Genomic DNA, 17,572 nt, shown 5'->3' with positions numbered 1-17,572 from the left:
AGTTTATTACCAAATCTCTTTGGTTAGTTTTGGCCCTGTTGTTGTTTTCAACAGGAGTTTTTTCTCTGGTGTCCGCAAGTATTCTTTTAGCGAAAATCCGCCTTTTGATGTAATGACTTGGGTATCGAATTGCTCAAAAAAAGCAGGATGCGATTGAATTGCCTGAATTGGCAATTCAATCGGTGAATCTGCGTACAGCAGCAAATCAAAATCGCTGGTTTCTTTTACTGCCGGAATCCCAGTTGATAATTCAAATCCTAAGCTGCCGCCGATCCCCCATTTGCACCCTGATAATATGTTTCTAGCCGCATGAAATTGCTGATAAACAGGAAAGGGGGCAACTTCCTTTTCTCGAAAAGATTCTCGATCAATGATTGTCCATGGATAGATCACTTTTTGAACAGAGTCACTTGGAATCTCAAGAGCCAAGCGCTGATTTCGTGCCGTACCTCGCAGACCAATCGGCAAAAACCCCCGATCAGCAGGTTCAGCACGCCGAACGACACCATACACTTGTTGAGAAAGCTTCAACCATTCTGGCAACTCTTTCTTGATTTCCTTTTTATCAAAAACAACAATATCATGTGCTTGAATCATTTTTTATGCATCCCATTCTTCGTCCATTTTGGCACGGACTTTATTTGTTTCGACACGTCCGAATGTTTTGGCTGTTTCATTCGTGTATCGATTTGTCAGCATCGTATCATTTGTATTGCGGACATCTTGAATGGCTTCATTGATTGCTTCGATGACTTTGCTGACATTTTGTTCTGAAGCAGCTTGGTCGGTGATATCTTCTAGGAAATGATAGATTGCTCCTAGTTTTGTATAATTATTGATATCGTAAGCGATAGCTGGAACTTTTTCAGCAGCTGCTTCGATTTCAGCAACCGAACGTTTTGTCACACGTGCAGCACTTTCTTTAGACATCGCTTGGACAGTGATTTCTTTATTATTTAAAGCAATCAAGCGGCTTGATTGTAATCCATGTGCTAAAAACGCACCTGAAATAGCATTTCCTGCAATCAATCCAATAACTGGATGTCCAGCTTGACGGAGTTTTGCATAAGCAGCAGCACTATTAGCCAAAGCCACATGGATACCGATCAATTCTTCGTTATAACCGTATGCTTGGCTTGGTACATCGATCACAACGACGATTGGCCGTTTCACTTTTTTATCTTTATCTTCTTCGTAAACATGAGTTAAAATTTGTCCCATGCGGAAACCTTCAACTAAACCAACTTCACCGTTTCGTACACGGTACATCGGGTTTTTAGGATCAGGTACGATCGATGTCACGATGGCTTCTTCTACGAATTTACTTGATTTGCCATAATACACAGTACTAATAGAAGAAGCTGGATTTTTCATGCCAGTTAGTGCCGCAAACCAATCGTAACCAACACTTGTTGCAGCTGGTTCATTTCCTTCTGCTACTTCTGGTAAGTCCATTGATTTTGCTTGATGGTTAGCAATTGCTTCATTGTAATCGTCAATGCTCATTGGTTTTGAAAGATCCAAAGAATCAAGTAATGATAAATAAAATGCTGAGCTTTCACTGCGATGCGTGTCTTTTCGTTCGTCCATTGCTGCGATGACAGCAGCTTTGATTGCTTCTACACTATCAGTCACTAGTTCATCAATGATTTTTGATTCTACCCGTTGACGAGATCCTAATGTATTCCAAATCAAGTCTTTGTCACTAGAATCAAATTCTCGAACACCTGCTTCTTGCTCAATAACTTCTGGACCATTCAAACCGACTCTCGCTTTTTTTGTTGCGATCAAATAACTCATCAATGCTGAAGTAATCGACATACCGCCAAATGATCCTACACGTCCTGGAATCAAACCGATGACTGGTACATATTGTTTCAAAGCAATGATTACATTTCCGATTTCTGAAATAGATAACAGTCCGTAGTTCGCTTCTTGCAGACGAACACCGCCTGTATCTAGTACGATGACTGGGAAAATTTCATTTCCTTTTTTGTTTTCTTCTAATACATGTTCGAGTGCAGCAACGATTTTTGCACCGGAAACTTCACCGATACCGCCACCTTGGAATTTTCCTTCCATAGCGATTACTACTGCTTGTTTGCCATTGATCGTGCCACGGCTGACAACAATCCCGTCATCACTTTCAGGGACGATTCCTTGTGCCGGCAAACTTGGCGCGATGATTTGATCGAATGGATCAATCAATTCACGTCCATTGTCAAGTAGAGCGTTCACTCGTTCTCTGGCGTTTAATTCTACAAAACTATTTTTCATCTGAAAGTTCCTCCATTGCTTGCGTCAATCGTAGGTACACAACTCCTGGTGTAGCACCGAAGTCATTGATCACGATATCTGCTGAAATTGGATAACGATCAAAAAATCTCGTTAATACGTTGTTCCATACTTCGCCGAAGCCATCGCTTCCTGTACAGATTTTTACAGTAGATTCTTTTTTTTCTGTTGGAAACATCAAGATTTCCAAATCACCTGAACCGACCACTCCTACATGGATTTTCTTATTGATCGGCTGTTTCGTTGGATATTTATAAGCTAATTGTTCCATGGATCTCTCCCCTTTTTGTAAAACAGAGCATACACGTTCTGCTTATTCGTCTTTCTTCTTCCACCTGGGTAAATGGCGACAAAAGGTTTTTCTCGCCAATTTTATGACCAAGTTCTGAATTTCATTGGCGGCTCATACAGGCCATCTGACCATTCGATCAAATCATCGATGGTTTGTGCAGCTAATAATGAACGTTTCGCTTCACTACGTTTGATGCCTAGATCTTCTGGCAATTTCACGATGCCGGCATCGCGCAAACGGTCTAGTGATTCTTTCGTACTTGTCATTCCAAGAGGTGTAACACCGCCGATTGCTGCAATTGCTGCTTGGCGTTCTTCTTTTGTTTTTGCTTTGTACAAATAAGCAATTCCTTCTTCTGTCACGATATGTGTGGTGTCTTCGCTATAGATCATCACTGGTGCATTGGCTAAGCCTGCTTGTTTTTGAACAGCTAGTGCATCTAATTCTTCGACAAAGACTGGTTTTTTATTTGAACCATATGTTTCCACCATTTGAACAACTAATTTTTGTCCTTTCCCTAATGGATCATCATTGTTGCGAAGTGATTGCCATGCTGGTGTAGAATGACGACGACCGCCAGGATTATGTCCCATGTTAGGCGCACCGCCAAAGCCAGATAGTCGTCCTTTTGTTACGGTCGAAGAATTTCCTTCATAGTCTAGTTGCAAGGTTGAACCGATAAACATATCGATGGCATATTGTCCTGCAGCTTGTGATAATGTTCGGTTACTACGCATCGTGCCGTCTTTTCCGACAAAGAATACATCTGGACGAGCAGCAATATATTTTTCCATACCGACTTCGCCACCGAAACTATGGATACTTTCGACCCAACCTGATTCGATGGCTGGGATCATCGTTGGATGTGGGTTCAATACCCAGTTCTTCGCGATTTTCCCTTTCAACCCTAGTGATTCGCCATAAGTTGGCAATAACAATTCGATAGCTGCTGTATTGAATCCAATACCATGATTCAAAGATTGTACGCCGTGTTCTGCGTAGATTCCTTTGATTGCCATCATCGCCATTAGGATTTGCAATTCTGTGATGTTTTGAGGATCGCGCGTAAATAGTGCTTCTAATTGATAAGGTTGATCTGCTTTTACAACAACATCTACCCAGTCTCCAGGAATATCGACACGAGGAAGTTTATCAACGACTTCATTGACTTGAACAATCACGATACCGTCTTTGAAAGCTGCGGCTTCGACAATTGTTGGTGTTTCTTCTGTATTGAAACCTGTATACAAGTTGCCGTCTTTGTCTGCTTTATCTGCAGCTACTAAAACGACATTTGGAATCAAATCGATGAATAAGCGTCCATAAAGTTCCAAATAAGTATGGATATCTCCTAATTTCATTGTGCCGTCTTCAATCATTTGGGCGACACGCAAGCTTTGGGCACCTGCATAAGAGAAATCAATCTTGCTTGCGATTCCTTTTTCAAAAATATTCAAATGTTCTGGTCGCGAGATACTAGACATGATCAAATGCAGATCATTTACTTTTTCTGCATCGACTTTTTCAAGACTTTCTGAAAGAAAACTTGCTTGTTTTTGATTGTCGCCTTCTAATACAACTTTGTCGCCGGGAGCAATCAGTTTTTCCATCACTTCTACGATTTTTTCAGTTTCTACATACTTGCCATTGAGCAAGTTGCTGATTTTTTCCAATCGCTGCGCTTTTTTTTCGCGTTTAGAAGCCCAGTTGCGGTTTGGTTTTTCCATAATTAGTCATCTCCATTTTTGATATAGAAACGTGGCGTCATCAATACCATGTTGGTCTAGATTGATCGTACGGATCCCTTTATCTACACCAAATTTTGTATGAATCAGCTTTGTCAAAGTATTGCCGGGGGGAAATTCAATCGTCAGATCCATTCCTAATTCTTTTGCCAAGTCCATCATTTGGTTCCATTGCACAGGGAAAGCTAGGTTTTCCAACAAATCTTTACGAATCTCTTCTGCCTCCTGAGTGGCTCTTCCATCCGTATTTTTTATATACAAACATCTAGCATCAAATAGATGGACAGACTGCATATACGGCTTGAATTTCTTGACCGTATCATTCATCAAGAGACAGTGAGATGGCACAGGAACTTTCAGCAGCTTCGCTGTTTGCGCTTGGTGTCGTTTGGCTTCTGCCAACGTAACGGATAAACCTTCGATACTCCCAGATAACGTATGTTGCATGGGACAATTTTCATTTGACAAATAAACTGGGTGGTCAGGATCAAATGTTTTTGCTACAATTTCCTCTGCTTCACTTCTCGTCACACCTACTACTACGCCCATTGCATAACCGCTTGGATAAGCTTCTTTCATTAAGACTGCGCGGTGATAGACTAGTTCCGCTGCATTCTCAAATGTCAAAGATCGACAAGCAACAGCTGCACAAAAAGCACCGATCGAATGTCCTGCTACAATATCAGGCTGAATACCGTTTTTTTCCATTTCATCTAAATAAAATACTGCTTTTGTCAGTAATGCTAGCTGGATAAAAACCGTATCTTGATAGTTTTCTTCTTTATCAACTAACCGATACCCCGTCACATTTTCTAAACGTTCCATGTACATTTCAGGGATATCCGCTAACATCCCTAACTTCTGACTGCCTTGCCCAGGAAATAAGAAACCTGTACTCATGAGCCTCGCCTCCTTAGCACTTACTTTTTCCACTGCTATCTTAGTCAATTTCTGCTATAATAAAAAATGCCAAAAAAAGAAAAAACCATAACAAAAAGGTATGGATGGGATGGATAATTATGAAATTGCTTCATCTACAGTATTTTAAAAAAGTGTTCGAAACAAAAAATGTCACCCAAGCAGCCAAAGAATTATTTATTTCTCAACCTGCCTTGAGCCGTGCGATCAAACATTTGGAAAACGAATTAGGAGTCCCTTTGTTTTACCATAGCGGCAGAAACATTGAGACAACTGTTTATGCAGAAGAATTCTATCCATATGCAGTCAAGACATTAGACACATTAGAAGAAGGAATCAAATTATTGTCTTCGGTCAATGAGAAGATCGTTACTTCCGTCATTTTGTATTTAGAGGTAGCCTCTGTTTCTATTCCGAACTTGCTCCGAATTTTTATGGAAAAGCATCCTGATATCCAATTAACGATCATGCAACATCATTTACCAGATGATATTACCGACCCTGTACTGTACATCACTTCGGAGATGAAGCCTGGCATGACCAATATTCCTATCATGAAAGAACCTGTTTATGTAGCCATTCCTAAGAAACATCCTCTTGCGAAAAAAGAACATCTGCAATTAGAAGATATCCAACGCACCCCCATCTTGATGCTGTCAAAGAGCAATGCCTTCCGTCATACACTGGATGCAGCACTTGAAGCGAAAAGTATCGAATTGACGATCAGTTCGACGACAGATGATCCTGCGACATTACGTTCTATTGTCAAGCAAGGCTTAGCTGTTAGCTTTTTCCCAAAAGTTTTTTGGTCTTACGATAAAAATGATCCTTTCGTCTTGCGGGAAATCAAAGATTTGCCCTTGACACGAACAATTTATTTATCTTCTAGCTTCACAGAAGATCATCCTTTGATCAAAATGATTGCAAAAACGATGCGAGAATTTTATTTAGGAAAATAAAAAGAAAAGAGCTGTGACAAAATTCTTGTCGCAGCTCTTTTTTTCGAACAAACGGTGTTCCAGAAGTAACTTCTTCAGAAACAAGCCCAAATTTCCTAAAAATTTGAGAAGCTATTTTCGTAAATTCCTTCTTATTTCTTGAAGCTAAACACTTCTGTCACAACCTCTTCTCTATTGTCCTATACATTCATTGCGTTGATTTGAAACTTTCATCAATCAAACCTGCTAGTTCATCTAGTTTTTCTATTTTACGTAGATCAACAGAGATCCAATGTTCTTTATTCATGTGATAGGCTGGAAAATACCCCTCTTTTCCTCGCAAAATACCGCCAAGTTCAGGATCGACCTTCAAATCAAGGATATCGATGATCCTATGGTCACTTGCATCATCATAGATTTTTTCTTCTGGAACAGACATCAGGACCCCAAACCATTTTTTGCTTTTTTGATGTCTGAATACGCAATAATCAGGAAATTTTTTAAAAATATATTCTGGAGACAAATTGTATGTTTCATCGATGTGATCGATTAATTCTTTTTTCGTTAGCATCTGCTTCCATCTCTTTCTTATTGATTCTCTTTATTCAAACATACCACGTAAGAATAGAAAAATGAATACTGGTTGAAAGATCAGATGAAACTTGACCACCGTTTATTTTCTCCGTATTCTTAGAATAGAAGGGAGCCTGGTTTATGTATTCACTAATGAAAAAAATCATTACCGAAAAAGATATTCGACGTCATGTTTCTTTAGTCGAACAATTGCTGAATCATACAAAGATAACCGTAAATGAATTAGCTGAAATCATAGGGACAACCGAACGAACGATTTTTTCTGACCTTCAATCTATTCGCTCTCATCTGCCCGAAGGCTGGGACATCTTCAGCGATCAAGCAGGAATCAGTTTGCAAAACCAGCAAAATTTATTAACAAATGACCTTTGGGAGATTTTTTTCAAACAATCAGTCAGTGTCGAACTGCTGAAAAATCTGCTTTTTACAAAAAAAGTTGCTGTCCCTGATTTTCTAGCGGATCATGGGCTTTCTTATGGAACATTGAAAAGACATGTGACTAAAATCAATCAGCGTTTAGCAAGTTACGACTTGCAGATCGATTTGACGAAATATACAGCTTGTATTCTTGGAAAAGAGCGTGCGATTCGTACTTTCTATCATCGATTGCTGATTCCTTTCACTCATAACAACTATTTTTTCGAGGATTATTCAATCCATGAATCCCATTATTTTCAATTTTTAAGAAACCTCAGTCAAACTGAACTAGCTGTTGAAACAGAAGAGATTTTCGGAACATGTTGGTTCTTTATCAATACGATCCGTATAAAAGCGAATTGCCGGTTAGATTCTTCTATCCATATCAACAGCACACTCTCCTCCCTGTATGACTCTGCATTGAAAAAATTGTATTTAAAGGAAGGTATTTACCTTAAAGACACTGAGCTTTCTTTTGCTTCTTTCTGCTTTCTGGAAAGTTGGAATTACAACAATAACTATGGACAAGAAATCGCTCGCTGCCTGCATCATTCTCCATTTTTAGAGGTCCTCGAAACGTTTGTAGAGGAACTAGCTTCAGAGCTGTCTCTTGATCAACTAAAAAAAACATCTCTGACTGATAACTTGGCTCTCCTCGTATTAAAATATCATGAATCGCCAATACTGATCGAACCTTTGGAACGCCAATACCATCGTTTTTTAGAGACGTATGATCAGCAATATGCACACTTGTATCAGCAGAAAGAGAATTTACTGAACGATCTAAAAAAAGAAATGGAAATCAATGAACCAAATTACTTTCTTCAACTCTTGTCTTTACTGATCCAACAAACGATTTTTTCTATCAAACCGAATTTGTTCAATGTCTATTTTATTTTCCAAGGAGAACCTTCATGGAAGGCGTTCTTGCAGCAGGAATTAAAAGATTACTTGGGAAAACGTGTCTGCTTCTTACCTATCGAACTAACCGATCTTTCCACTATTTCTTTTGAAAAAACAGATATCTTGATTTCCAATTTCCCGTTGGATTCTCTAGATATCCCTATTGTATACATTTCTTCTATTCCAACGAAAAATGAGCTCAATCGTTTGACTGAACTCACTTTCAAAACTTTTTTATAGTAACGGCTAGCGACTGAATTCTCTAGCTGTTTTTTCTTTTTTGCGAAACAGTTTATTCATGATCCCTTTTTCTATTTCTACAACTAAGAATAGAAGAATCACATTTGCCCCAATCAATAACTGTTGTGTCATCGTTAAACTTACTGTACCGATCAGCTGCTGAGCGATTGGCAGAAAAATAACCATCCCCTGCAATAAAGCAAGGATACCTAATGAAAGAAAAAGCGATTTGTTTTGCAAAAGACCTTGGTTCAGTGACGGCTTGGACAACTCTCTGCAATTGATCATGTAAACAGCTTGAGCTAAGACGATATTTTGCAGAAGAATGGTTTGTTGTAAGCTTTGCCCTTCAAATTGCATAGCCAATAAATAGGCAGGAACCATGATCAGTAGTGCGACATAGATGATCCGAAACAAATGATAACCAGATAGGATTCCTTGCTTTGGATCTCTCGGTGGACGCTTCATGATTTCTGGATCTGGCGACTCGAACCCTAATGCATAAGATAAAGTGATTGTCGTTACCATATTGACCCATAAAATCTGTACTGGGGACAAAGGTAGCGGGCGATTCAGTATCAGCGCCCAAATCAAAATCAATCCTTGAGCTAATGCAGTTGGTAAGAAGAAATTGATGGTCTTTTGCAAGTTATCCAAAATGCGCCGACCTTCTTTTACGGCTTTTGCAATCGTATGGAAATTATCATCTCCTAAAACCATATCAGCTGCCTGTTTGCTTACTTCACTACCTTTGATTCCCATAGCGATTCCTATATCGGCTCTTTTCAAAGCAGGTGCATCATTTACGCCGTCTCCGGTCATTCCGACGATTTCTCCATTTTTCTGCAAAGCTTTCACGATTCGCAGTTTGTGTTCTGGTGTCGTTCGAGCAAAGACATCGACTTTTGGTACTTGTCGAGTCAACTCTTCTTCAGACATAAGATCCAAATCGATTCCTTCTAAAACTTTAGCAGTATGTTTTAAGCCAATTTGTTCCGCGATTGCTTTTGCTGTATCTTTGTGATCCCCTGTAATCATTTTCACTGAGATCCCTGCTTGTTGGCATTCCTTTACAGCTTTGACTGCACTTTCTTTTGGCGGATCAATCAACCCGGCAATCCCTGCAAAAGTTAATTGGGTTAAAGACTCATGCGTGAGTTCCTGTTTCGAATCTACTTTTTTGTAAGCAAATCCTAAAACACGCTGACCTTTTTTCGCAAACGCTGTGGCTGTTTGACTCCATGCTTCTTGTTCTGAATAAGAAAGAGTTGATTTAGCCAATAATACTTCTGGCGCACCTTTGACGTAAATCACCGTTCCTTTTTCCTCCGTATGCATCGTTGCCATATATTTGTATTCAGAGCTGAACGGAATCTTTGCTTCTATTTTTTTCAAAGGCAGATTGGCTGTTTCTGTGTGTCGAATCAGTGCAAGTTCTGTCGGATTGCCACTTAAATTTTCTATTTTCTGTTCTTCTTTCGTCTTTAATTCCTGACAATTTTTCATAATAGACAGTACGCGAGTTTCTTCTTTTGCTGCTACATCCACAACTGTCATTTCATTTTTTGTCAATGTCCCTGTCTTATCTGAACAGATCACTGTCATAGAACCTAATGTTTCTACCGAAGGAAGTCCTTTGATGATCGCCTTTTCTTTTGCCATTTCATGTACTCCAACGGATAGAATCATGGTCAAAACAGCTGGTAATCCTTCGGGTACCATTGACACCACCAAAGCGATCATAGCTGAAAGAAGGATATGCCAATCCATGCCATAGCGGAATGTTGTAAAAACAACTAAGAACAAGATTAAACAAAGAATGCCTTGAAAAATTTGTTTGTTCAATCGGTTGATCTTTTTGATCAGAGGCGTCGTTTGTTGTTCGACCGATTGCAGTGCTTGATTGATTTTACCGATTTCTGTCGTGTTTCCTGTTTCTACAACGACACCGACTGCAGAACCAAATTGTACAAGTGTTCCTGAAAAAGCCATATTTTTCTGGTCACCGATTGATTCTTCTGCTGCCAAAACGGAATGATTTTTTTCAGATGCTTCTGATTCTCCCGTCAAAATCGATTCTTCTACTAGTAGATCATGTACTTCGATCAACCGAACATCTGCTGGAACGACATATCCGGCACGTAAGACAATGACATCTCCTTTTACTAGTTCTTTCGCAGGGATTTTTACTTGCATCCCGTTCGATAGTACTATCGCTTCTTGTCCCATCAGCTGCTTCAAACCATTCAACGATTCTTCTGCTTTTCTTTCTTGCCAATAACTAACGAGTCCGTTGACGATCACTACGAATAAAATAATACTTCCTTCGATGTATTCGCTCGAAGCAAATTTCAAAAAAGAGGCAATGATCAACACGATCATCAGCAGATCAGTAAAGTGTTTTGCTATTTTTTTCCATCGTTTTGTCTGCTGTCTTGCTTCTATCTCATTATATCCTTGATCAGTCAGGCGTTTCTGCCGTTCTTCTTGCGACAACCCTTCTGTTGATGTTTGATGGTTTTTCAATGTATCTTCTACCGTCAATTTGTACCAGTTCATCCTATCTCCTCCTACTTAATTGATACTTTTATTATACGTAGGAAGATTTTTCAGGCGTATCGATTATTTCAGGGATGTCTGAAATAATTCGTTTTGCCGAGCAAAAAACATAAATATTAGATTGTCGCTTGTTGCCTCTTATAGGATAACGGCACTTATCTCGTGGGAAAAATAGATGGAAAACAGGGGGAATACAACTAATTTGCCAGAATAACCAGTTGTCTATTTTCCATTATGTTTCTTCCCTCCATATTTCGTTTGTCAATGTCTCGCAGATACATGTGCTTATCTGTAACACCTCTTCACTATAGCGCCAAAAATGAGAAAATTTTTTTTATAACATCAGATTCACGTAGAATATTTCAAACAAAAATAAATAAAGTCGGATTTTTCTGATAATTGCACGTGGAAAAACGAACAATTTTTTAATAAATCAGACTTCTAAAATGGATAGTCTAAAAAAAACGAACAAATAACTTAAATGACTATCATTCATTCATCAACTGTATTTGCATTCCGTTTAATTGTTAAAAATTCACAATCTATTTTCTAATGAAAATATTTATTTTTCAATTTTTATAACATAAAAATCTTTTATTAACGGGTTTTAAAGGCTTTTTCAGAAATTAACTGATGATTTCAAAAAGAAAACATGTCATAATGTTTTCCATATTGTGCAAAAAAATACAAGATGGAGGCTTTACTATGATTGAAGAATATATTGAGAAGAATATTTTGAGACAGCTGTTTTTATGTGGGCAATTCTATGTAAATAAAGAAGTCAATCTAGAAAAGCTCTCCTATCTTCTACATGTTTGCAAAACCACTTTACTCAATGATATCAATAACATAAAAAAAGAATTTGAAGAACAAATTGTTTATACGCATCGAGAAAAAGATTGTTACACTTTATATTTTTCAGAACATATACCTCGATGTAAGATCATGCAGCAATTGACCCAAAATTCGTTGTTTTTAAAAACTTGCCTGCTTTATTTGGAAGAAAATGAACCTGATTATCTCCAACTAACTGAGTGTGAATTCATCTCTGTCAGCAAAGCTTACTCCTTAAAAAAACAAGTATTGGCTTATTTTCATGATTGTGGGATCGAAATCGACCGCTACTCCCCTCGATTCACTGAAATGGAAAGACGTCTGTTGCTTCTTAATGTGGCTTATCGTTTAGGCAGCTTTAAGTCCTGGGAGCTACCTGAATCATTTTTTGAACGTGCGGATCGTTTCATTGAATCTGTAACGGAGAATAGCGGTAGATTTTATGATAAAGAAAATAAAGAAATCTTATCGATTGGTTTTGCTATTAGTTTCTTACGCCAACAGTTATGTACTGTGACAATAGATCCAACATTTATCGAAGAAATCAAAAAACGTCCTATTTACAATTATGTCGAGTCAGCATGGGAAACCACTGATTTCCAAACCTATTATAAAAAAGAAGAATTTGCCTTTATTTTGACACTGTTCAATCTTTGTAATTATGGTTTCCATTCTTATCAGTTGATTGCGGAAGATTTTCAACAGCTACACCAAGTGTTTATTGACAATACTCCCGAAATAAAAGAACTAGTTGCTATCTTTGAAACTCATTTCCATCAAGAATTATTCGGGAATCAGCCATTTGAACGTGCGCTGATTCATCTGATGCGTTCGGCTTGGGATAACTATCAATTATTCATGCCAGAAAAATTTTATCTTCTAAATGAGGAACAGACAAATTTGTATAAAGAAGTCCAAACTCTTTTTTCCAGTTGGGCCAAACGACTACCTTATGATCTACGGTTTAATCCTAATTGCATGCGAGCTTTTGTCATCGAATTAAGTGGAATTCTCCGTCTGACAAAAGAACGTCTGACTATCTATATCGTCACAAATTCGGATGTTCATTATCTGATTTATCGGGAAGCCTTGGAAGCTGTAACTATTTTTGATTTTCAAGTTGCACCAACAATTTATGCAAGTATATCTGATATAAAGAAGTATGCACAGCAATCCTCGAACCGAGTGTTATGTGAACGTACATTATATACACCGGATGCAGTCCAATATGAGAATATTATTCCTATTTCAATCAATACGATCGAACGAGCAATCGTTTCAGCTGTGCAAAATAAATAAGAGGCTGTGACAAAACATCATGTCACAGCCTCTTATTCTGAGTAAACAATATTCCAAAAGTAACTTCTTCGGAAATAAGCCGAAATTTTCGTAAATTTCTTCTCATTCCTTGAATCTGCCCACTTCTTAACAACCTCTCGATAAACAGCGGGCTCATAACCTCACTTATTTGGAACGTCTACTGGCCCGATTTCTTTATTTAAAAAATAAGAAATGATCGTTCGGATAACTACCAATGCAGCTAGTTGGAAAATATCCTGCAAAGTAGGCTTGATAATCGATTCGATGATCCCAGCTGAAACAAGAATTTCCAAACTTAGAAGTATATAGCCTCCTAACATCTTTTTAATAGCATTGTTCTCGCTGACTCGGTCGTTTTTCGCTTCTGTATGGACAAATAAGTATTTCAAGAAATCCTTAATCGACAGACAAACTCCCCAAATCAATAAACAGATAGCAAAAATATCAAGTCCCAGTACAAGTTTTTCAAAATATGGAAGAAGAAACTGCATCAACTCTGTCGTCATCCTACCTCTCCTCTTCTTTGTTTCTCTTTGTCTTCTATTTCCTGATTCAAGAAATAAGAAATGACTGTTCGAATGATAATAATAAGTGCAAGCTTCAAAATATCTGTCCAAGTCGGCTTGATAACTGACTCGATGATATCAGCAACGACTAGTACTTCCAAGCTTAACAAAATATAACTTGCTAACAGTTTTCTTGTATCTGCATTACGAGCATTACGTTCTGCATAGTTTTTCTTGACATGAGACCAATCAAAAAGTTTGAATAGAACAAGAACGATCCCAGCAATTAAGATACCGATAGAACAAATATTTAAAATAGCAATGATCCATTCTAAATAACCGATCAATTGTGTGTTAAACATTGCGTCGCCACCTATCTTTTTTCCATTTAAGAGCCGATACTTTTATATCAGCTACTGACTATACAGCAAAGTATCTATTATCAATTGTAAAAGAAAACAGATAATTCCGTCCACTCACATGAAAAACACCCTTGACACTAATCCTCTTTCGATAAGTGCAAGGCTGTTTTTGCTAGAGTAGTATTCAAATCAGCATAGCTCTAAAACAGCTTTTGGACTTCTGCAATTATTTCTTTGGTTTTGGAAGCATTCAAATCAGCATAGCTCTAAAACAAGACTACTAAGAACGCTGTAGTGCTTCCTGTTTTGGAAGCATTCAAATCAGCATAGCTCTAAAACCTCGCAGAAAAAATTTTTCCGTCAATGTTTCATACTCACGCTACTCGTTCATAGCAAAACTTCAGCTTTGAACGCTTCTCTTTTTTACCATTATACCATGTTTTCCAAGTTCAAGAAATAGTCTTTATCCAAGACAAATTGTTTTATCCCTTTGATCGAACGCGGCTCTACAAATAGCACTTCCATATGATATAACGAAATATAATTTTGCACTTCGCTTATTTCTTCTTCCGTGAGATAGGAACACACATTGATCAAAACCAATAATTTTTTCTTAGACAAGTATTTATAAACCTGAAGCAACTCAAGTAATTTCTCAAAAATAGTATCACTTCTTGTCTCGATCTTGATACCCAATGCTTTGAATAATTCCAAGACCGTGATCTCGTCTCCTTCTAAATCGAGTTCGTGATCCAACAACTCGTACCCGATCAGCTCACTGATTGTCGCTGTCAGTTTATCAATCATTGATTTCACTTCTACTTTTTCATTGAGCTGGCGCTCCAAATCTGCGTAGATCAATTTTAAAGTCGATGCCGAATTGATGTCAAAACCTAAAACATCTGTGATAATCAGTAAATCTGACTCTTTTAATTCTTTGTATTTATCGTTGAACAGCTTTAGTTCATGGGATTCACTGTACTGATAGAACCATTTCACGATTTTTGCAAACACAGTGACATCTTCTACGATTAAAAATGTAGCTTTTTCCAGTGACAGAGGCTGTTCCAATAATGGAAAATTAAGATTCAGCATCTTCGTCCTCCCCTAGATAAATGACTCGCTTATCCGAATTAGCCACACTTGTATCTCTTTCCCCGCTCAAATAAACCATACGCGCGAATTGTTTTTCCGTTACCGTGAGTAGTGTGACAAATCCTTTTTTAGGGTTATTGCTTTTTAATCGTTTCAGCATTGCTTGGCTAGCTGTAGGATTCAGCAACAATTTACTGTACACGGAAAACTGATGCATGATGAATCCTTCGCTCAATAAAAATTTTCTGAATTTCCTGTATGCTTTTCGTTCATCGGCTGTTTCAGTAGGCATATCAAACATTAAAATCATTCTCATATAACGATAACTCATATCCGAAATTGAGGGACTCCTTCCGTCTCGTTATTCAATACTTTGATTACTTTACTCGTATAATCCGATACGATGTTGGTAAGAAACATTTCTTTTTTTCCATAACTGTATTTATTGGTAAATAAATCAAACAAACGCCGCTTGATCACAGGAAATTCGCAGTTGCGGTAGCGATAAACAATCTCGTCTATGACCGGTCGGAATGGTTCCATGAAATCACTAGCCAAATTAAAATCATTGAATTGATTCGCATGTTTCAATCCAAATTGTGTCATGCAACCATTTTTGACGATTTCTCGGGCAAACATGCTCAACAACAGTGTATATCCGTAATCTAATCCTGCATTGATCTCATTGTTTTCTTCACGAGTAAACTTCGTGCCGAACAATGTTTGAAAATAGATTCTTGCAGCATGGCCTTCGCGATTCGTTGGGTCAAATTCAAGTAAACCTTCGTGCAATTCTTGTATTGACTCTGCTTTTTCAGTAAATAATTGCTTTTGCAAGAAATTGCTTTGGTTCTGGATTTTCTGGGAAATAATTGCTGTCCATACCTGCCCCTTTTTTTCAGGAGACCACGCCAATTGTCGCGTTAACTGCAAACTGCTGTCATGTCTACTGTAGAACGGCAACAGCTTAGCAACAGGAAGTCGCTTGTCATCACAAAACAACACGAGTATTTTCTCATCGACTAATCGTTTCAAGAGCATCGTTGTGATAGTGATATCTGTGGTTTCCAATAACAGCACATCAATTTCTGACAGATGGAGACGTTCGGTTTTTTCAGCATTTTTGAAAATCAAATGATTATTTACGTATGCTAATTTTGAATGTGTGTTGACCACTACTGTGCGCCATCCCATTTATTTCCCCATCCTGATACGAGTTTCATATAATCCGGTGATTGATTGATGAATAATCGTTGACTGCCAGATTTCAGTCAAGCTAGTGTACCTTTTTCGCGGGATCGTCACATCAAAAAATTTGAAATCAGCCGGTGCGCCCATCGCATTGAACTGCATGAGATTGACAAAAGAACTTGCTAGTTTAGCTAGATCATCCGTTTGGTTTTCTTTGTAAATTTTTTCCAGTTTCTCAATATTTTTCTCTGCCAAGGTATATTTCCCTGCAAATTCGAGGACACGGGCAAACACTTCTGAAAACTCCTTGTGGTGTTCATTCACATAATCAAAACTTTCTTTATGAGAAATCTCATCGTACTGTTTTGCATGATAAAGAAGTGTGACTAGATGCTCCGGCAAGAGAAATGAATTGGCTTTTTGTGCTTCCTTATTGCTTGCGACCATTCGTTTACGCCCGTTTTCTAGTTCAAATAGCGCGTACTTAGGCAATTTCATCTCAATTTCTGCCTGTTCGTACCCTTTGTTTTTCAAAAATAAAACGGGGGATTGTTCAAATGCTTCTCTATCCATGATTGTGATGCCTTCTAGCGCATTTGTCCGTTTGCGCGCTTTTCCTTTTTCATAAGTGAAAGCGACTGTGTAAGCAACGTTTGGGCTACCTAACCCGCCGTATTTAGCTGGATCCCAGTTGTTTTTCCGAGGTAACAGCTTAGAAGAATCTTTTTTAGGCTCAACTGTTTCCTTTGAGAAGCCTCCTTTTTGAATTTCTGTTTTTTTCACGATATTCATATGGTGGTGATTGATGACTTTTTTTACCTGTGCGATACTTTTTGATTTGTCCCAGAAAATCTCGCCATTTTCATCGCAAACCGGTGTGTCACTTTCGAAAAATTTCATGATGTTCGAATAAAATTCTTTTTTTACCGTCGCTTTGTTTGCTTTATGCGCATTGAACTTCAGATATTCGCCATAAACGAATTCCGGTGCTAGTTGCGGATATTTCTTCAAAAGAGCAAGAGCGACCACACCGTTCAGATATGCATCATGTGCGTGATGATATTCATTAATCTCACGTACTTTATAGATCCCGAAACGGTTTCTGAATTGACTGACTAGTGCAGATTTGAGCGTGATGATCCGAACTTTACGTATCGGTTCATTTGTGTCTTCTGCTTTATTGAACCGATGATGTAAAATACCGGCTACGTGTTTGGTAATCTGACGCGTTTCCACCAACTGCCGTTTGATGAATCCTGCCTTGTCTTCTTCCGTCAATTTGATTTTTGTCAGATTATCAAGTTTTCTTTTACTGATCAGCTTAGACGAATAAAGGTCGTACCAGAAACTGCGCATTTTTTTC

16 protein-coding genes are annotated in these 17,572 nt (G+C 38.2%); 3 read left to right on the top strand and 13 right to left on the bottom strand.

Annotation, left to right across the window (positions count from 1 at the left end; genetic code table 11):
- Positions 1-6: 6 nt before the first annotated feature.
- The 5 genes from AB3I27_RS05005 to AB3I27_RS04985 all read right to left on the bottom strand — a co-directional run bounded on the left by AB3I27_RS05005 (position 7) and on the right by AB3I27_RS04985 (position 5,232).
- Positions 7-597, bottom strand: coding sequence for a malonate decarboxylase holo-ACP synthase (locus AB3I27_RS05005; protein ID WP_002335165.1), 591 nt, complete (start codon positions 595-597; stop codon positions 7-9).
- 3 nt (positions 598-600) lie between these two features.
- Positions 601-2,277: a biotin-independent malonate decarboxylase subunit beta gene (mdcD, locus tag AB3I27_RS05000; RefSeq protein ID WP_047927897.1), complete on the bottom strand. Its 1,677-nt coding sequence runs from the start codon at positions 2,275-2,277 to the stop codon at positions 601-603.
- Positions 2,267-2,566: a malonate decarboxylase subunit delta gene (locus tag AB3I27_RS04995; RefSeq protein ID WP_002292523.1), complete on the bottom strand. Its 300-nt coding sequence runs from the start codon at positions 2,564-2,566 to the stop codon at positions 2,267-2,269. Before AB3I27_RS04995 ends, mdcD begins: the two co-directional genes overlap by 11 nt.
- A 101-nt stretch (positions 2,567-2,667) precedes the next feature.
- Positions 2,668-4,314 (bottom strand): malonate decarboxylase subunit alpha, encoded by a 1,647-nt coding sequence (gene mdcA, locus AB3I27_RS04990; RefSeq protein ID WP_002310660.1) that lies wholly within the window; start codon positions 4,312-4,314, stop codon positions 2,668-2,670.
- A 6-nt stretch (positions 4,315-4,320) separates the two neighbouring features.
- Entirely contained in the window at positions 4,321-5,232 is a 912-nt protein-coding gene (locus tag AB3I27_RS04985) for an ACP S-malonyltransferase (RefSeq protein ID WP_002345435.1), read from the bottom strand.
- Between the two features lie 119 nt (positions 5,233-5,351).
- Between AB3I27_RS04985 and AB3I27_RS04980 the strand changes: the two genes are divergently transcribed.
- Positions 5,352-6,209 carry a LysR family transcriptional regulator gene (locus tag AB3I27_RS04980; RefSeq protein WP_368022918.1) on the top strand — a complete coding sequence of 286 codons (858 nt, stop codon included), beginning with the start codon at positions 5,352-5,354 and terminating at the stop codon, positions 6,207-6,209.
- Positions 6,210-6,396: 187 nt separating this feature from the next.
- On the opposite strand, the gene AB3I27_RS04975 is transcribed toward AB3I27_RS04980, so the two are convergent.
- Positions 6,397-6,759, bottom strand: coding sequence for an MmcQ/YjbR family DNA-binding protein (locus AB3I27_RS04975; protein WP_002348321.1), 363 nt, complete (start codon positions 6,757-6,759; stop codon positions 6,397-6,399).
- 143 nt (positions 6,760-6,902) lie between these two features.
- On the opposite strand from AB3I27_RS04975, the gene AB3I27_RS04970 reads away from it, so the two are divergent.
- Entirely contained in the window at positions 6,903-8,342 is a 1,440-nt protein-coding gene (locus tag AB3I27_RS04970; RefSeq protein WP_002310654.1) for a helix-turn-helix domain-containing protein, read from the top strand.
- Positions 8,343-8,348: 6 nt separating this feature from the next.
- Here AB3I27_RS04970 and AB3I27_RS04965 read toward each other — a convergent pair whose 3' ends face one another.
- Positions 8,349-10,901: an HAD-IC family P-type ATPase gene (locus tag AB3I27_RS04965; protein ID WP_104760357.1), complete on the bottom strand. Its 2,553-nt coding sequence runs from the start codon at positions 10,899-10,901 to the stop codon at positions 8,349-8,351.
- 705 nt (positions 10,902-11,606) lie between these two features.
- Between AB3I27_RS04965 and AB3I27_RS04960 the strand changes: the two genes are divergently transcribed.
- Positions 11,607-13,034, top strand: a complete 1,428-nt coding sequence (locus AB3I27_RS04960) for a helix-turn-helix domain-containing protein (RefSeq protein WP_104760358.1) — start codon at positions 11,607-11,609, stop codon at positions 13,032-13,034.
- 161 nt (positions 13,035-13,195) lie between these two features.
- Here AB3I27_RS04960 and AB3I27_RS04955 read toward each other — a convergent pair whose 3' ends face one another.
- The 6 genes from AB3I27_RS04955 to cas9 all read right to left on the bottom strand — a co-directional run bounded on the left by AB3I27_RS04955 (position 13,196) and on the right by cas9 (position 17,565).
- Complete coding sequence (locus tag AB3I27_RS04955; RefSeq protein ID WP_002292507.1) at positions 13,196-13,561, bottom strand: DUF1622 domain-containing protein; 366 nt, start codon at positions 13,559-13,561, stop codon at positions 13,196-13,198.
- Complete coding sequence (locus tag AB3I27_RS04950) at positions 13,558-13,923, bottom strand: DUF1622 domain-containing protein (RefSeq protein ID WP_002310651.1); 366 nt, start codon at positions 13,921-13,923, stop codon at positions 13,558-13,560. The genes AB3I27_RS04955 and AB3I27_RS04950 overlap by 4 nt, the downstream gene beginning before the upstream one ends.
- Before the next feature lie 429 nt (positions 13,924-14,352).
- Positions 14,353-15,015, bottom strand: a complete 663-nt coding sequence (gene csn2 / locus AB3I27_RS04945) for a type II-A CRISPR-associated protein Csn2 (RefSeq protein WP_025478102.1) — start codon at positions 15,013-15,015, stop codon at positions 14,353-14,355.
- Positions 15,005-15,349, bottom strand: a complete 345-nt coding sequence (cas2, locus tag AB3I27_RS04940) for a CRISPR-associated endonuclease Cas2 (RefSeq protein WP_002310648.1) — start codon at positions 15,347-15,349, stop codon at positions 15,005-15,007. Before cas2 ends, csn2 begins: the two co-directional genes overlap by 11 nt.
- On the bottom strand, positions 15,346-16,212 hold the full coding sequence (cas1, locus tag AB3I27_RS04935) for a type II CRISPR-associated endonuclease Cas1 (protein WP_002310645.1): 867 nt from the start codon (positions 16,210-16,212) through the stop codon (positions 15,346-15,348). The genes cas2 and cas1 overlap by 4 nt, the downstream gene beginning before the upstream one ends.
- The gene (gene cas9 / locus AB3I27_RS04930) at positions 16,213-17,565 is read right to left on the bottom strand and encodes a type II CRISPR RNA-guided endonuclease Cas9 (RefSeq protein WP_235688725.1); all 1,353 of its coding nucleotides are present in this window, start codon (positions 17,563-17,565) and stop codon (positions 16,213-16,215) included. It lies immediately after the preceding gene.
- Positions 17,566-17,572: the final 7 nt, after the last annotated feature.

This window comes from Enterococcus sp. C46, assembly GCF_040887565.1.
GTDB lineage: Bacteria > Bacillota > Bacilli > Lactobacillales > Enterococcaceae > Enterococcus_B > Enterococcus_B lactis.
This window is presented reverse-complemented; position numbering and strand designations above follow the sequence as displayed.

Bases quoted from the DNA above. Each gene is read 5' to 3' on its own strand.
- AB3I27_RS05005 (WP_002335165.1), bottom strand. From the start codon at position 597: ATGATTCAAGCACATGATATTGTTGTTTTTGATAAAAAGGAAATCAAG.
- mdcD (WP_047927897.1), bottom strand. From the start codon at position 2,277: ATGAAAAATAGTTTTGTAGAATTAAACGCCAGAGAACGAGTGAACGCT.
- AB3I27_RS04995 (WP_002292523.1), bottom strand. From the start codon at position 2,566: ATGGAACAATTAGCTTATAAATATCCAACGAAACAGCCGATCAATAAG.
- mdcA (WP_002310660.1), bottom strand. From the start codon at position 4,314: ATGGAAAAACCAAACCGCAACTGGGCTTCTAAACGCGAAAAAAAAGCG.
- AB3I27_RS04985 (WP_002345435.1), bottom strand. From the start codon at position 5,232: ATGAGTACAGGTTTCTTATTTCCTGGGCAAGGCAGTCAGAAGTTAGGG.
- AB3I27_RS04980 (WP_368022918.1), top strand. From the start codon at position 5,352: ATGAAATTGCTTCATCTACAGTATTTTAAAAAAGTGTTCGAAACAAAA.
- AB3I27_RS04975 (WP_002348321.1), bottom strand. From the start codon at position 6,759: ATGCTAACGAAAAAAGAATTAATCGATCACATCGATGAAACATACAAT.
- AB3I27_RS04970 (WP_002310654.1), top strand. From the start codon at position 6,903: ATGTATTCACTAATGAAAAAAATCATTACCGAAAAAGATATTCGACGT.
- AB3I27_RS04965 (WP_104760357.1), bottom strand. From the start codon at position 10,901: ATGAACTGGTACAAATTGACGGTAGAAGATACATTGAAAAACCATCAA.
- AB3I27_RS04960 (WP_104760358.1), top strand. From the start codon at position 11,607: ATGATTGAAGAATATATTGAGAAGAATATTTTGAGACAGCTGTTTTTA.
- AB3I27_RS04955 (WP_002292507.1), bottom strand. From the start codon at position 13,561: ATGACGACAGAGTTGATGCAGTTTCTTCTTCCATATTTTGAAAAACTT.
- AB3I27_RS04950 (WP_002310651.1), bottom strand. From the start codon at position 13,923: ATGTTTAACACACAATTGATCGGTTATTTAGAATGGATCATTGCTATT.
- cas2 (WP_002310648.1), bottom strand. From the start codon at position 15,349: ATGAGTTATCGTTATATGAGAATGATTTTAATGTTTGATATGCCTACT.
- cas1 (WP_002310645.1), bottom strand. From the start codon at position 16,212: ATGGGATGGCGCACAGTAGTGGTCAACACACATTCAAAATTAGCATAC.
- cas9 (WP_235688725.1), bottom strand. From the start codon at position 17,565: ATGCGCAGTTTCTGGTACGACCTTTATTCGTCTAAGCTGATCAGTAAA.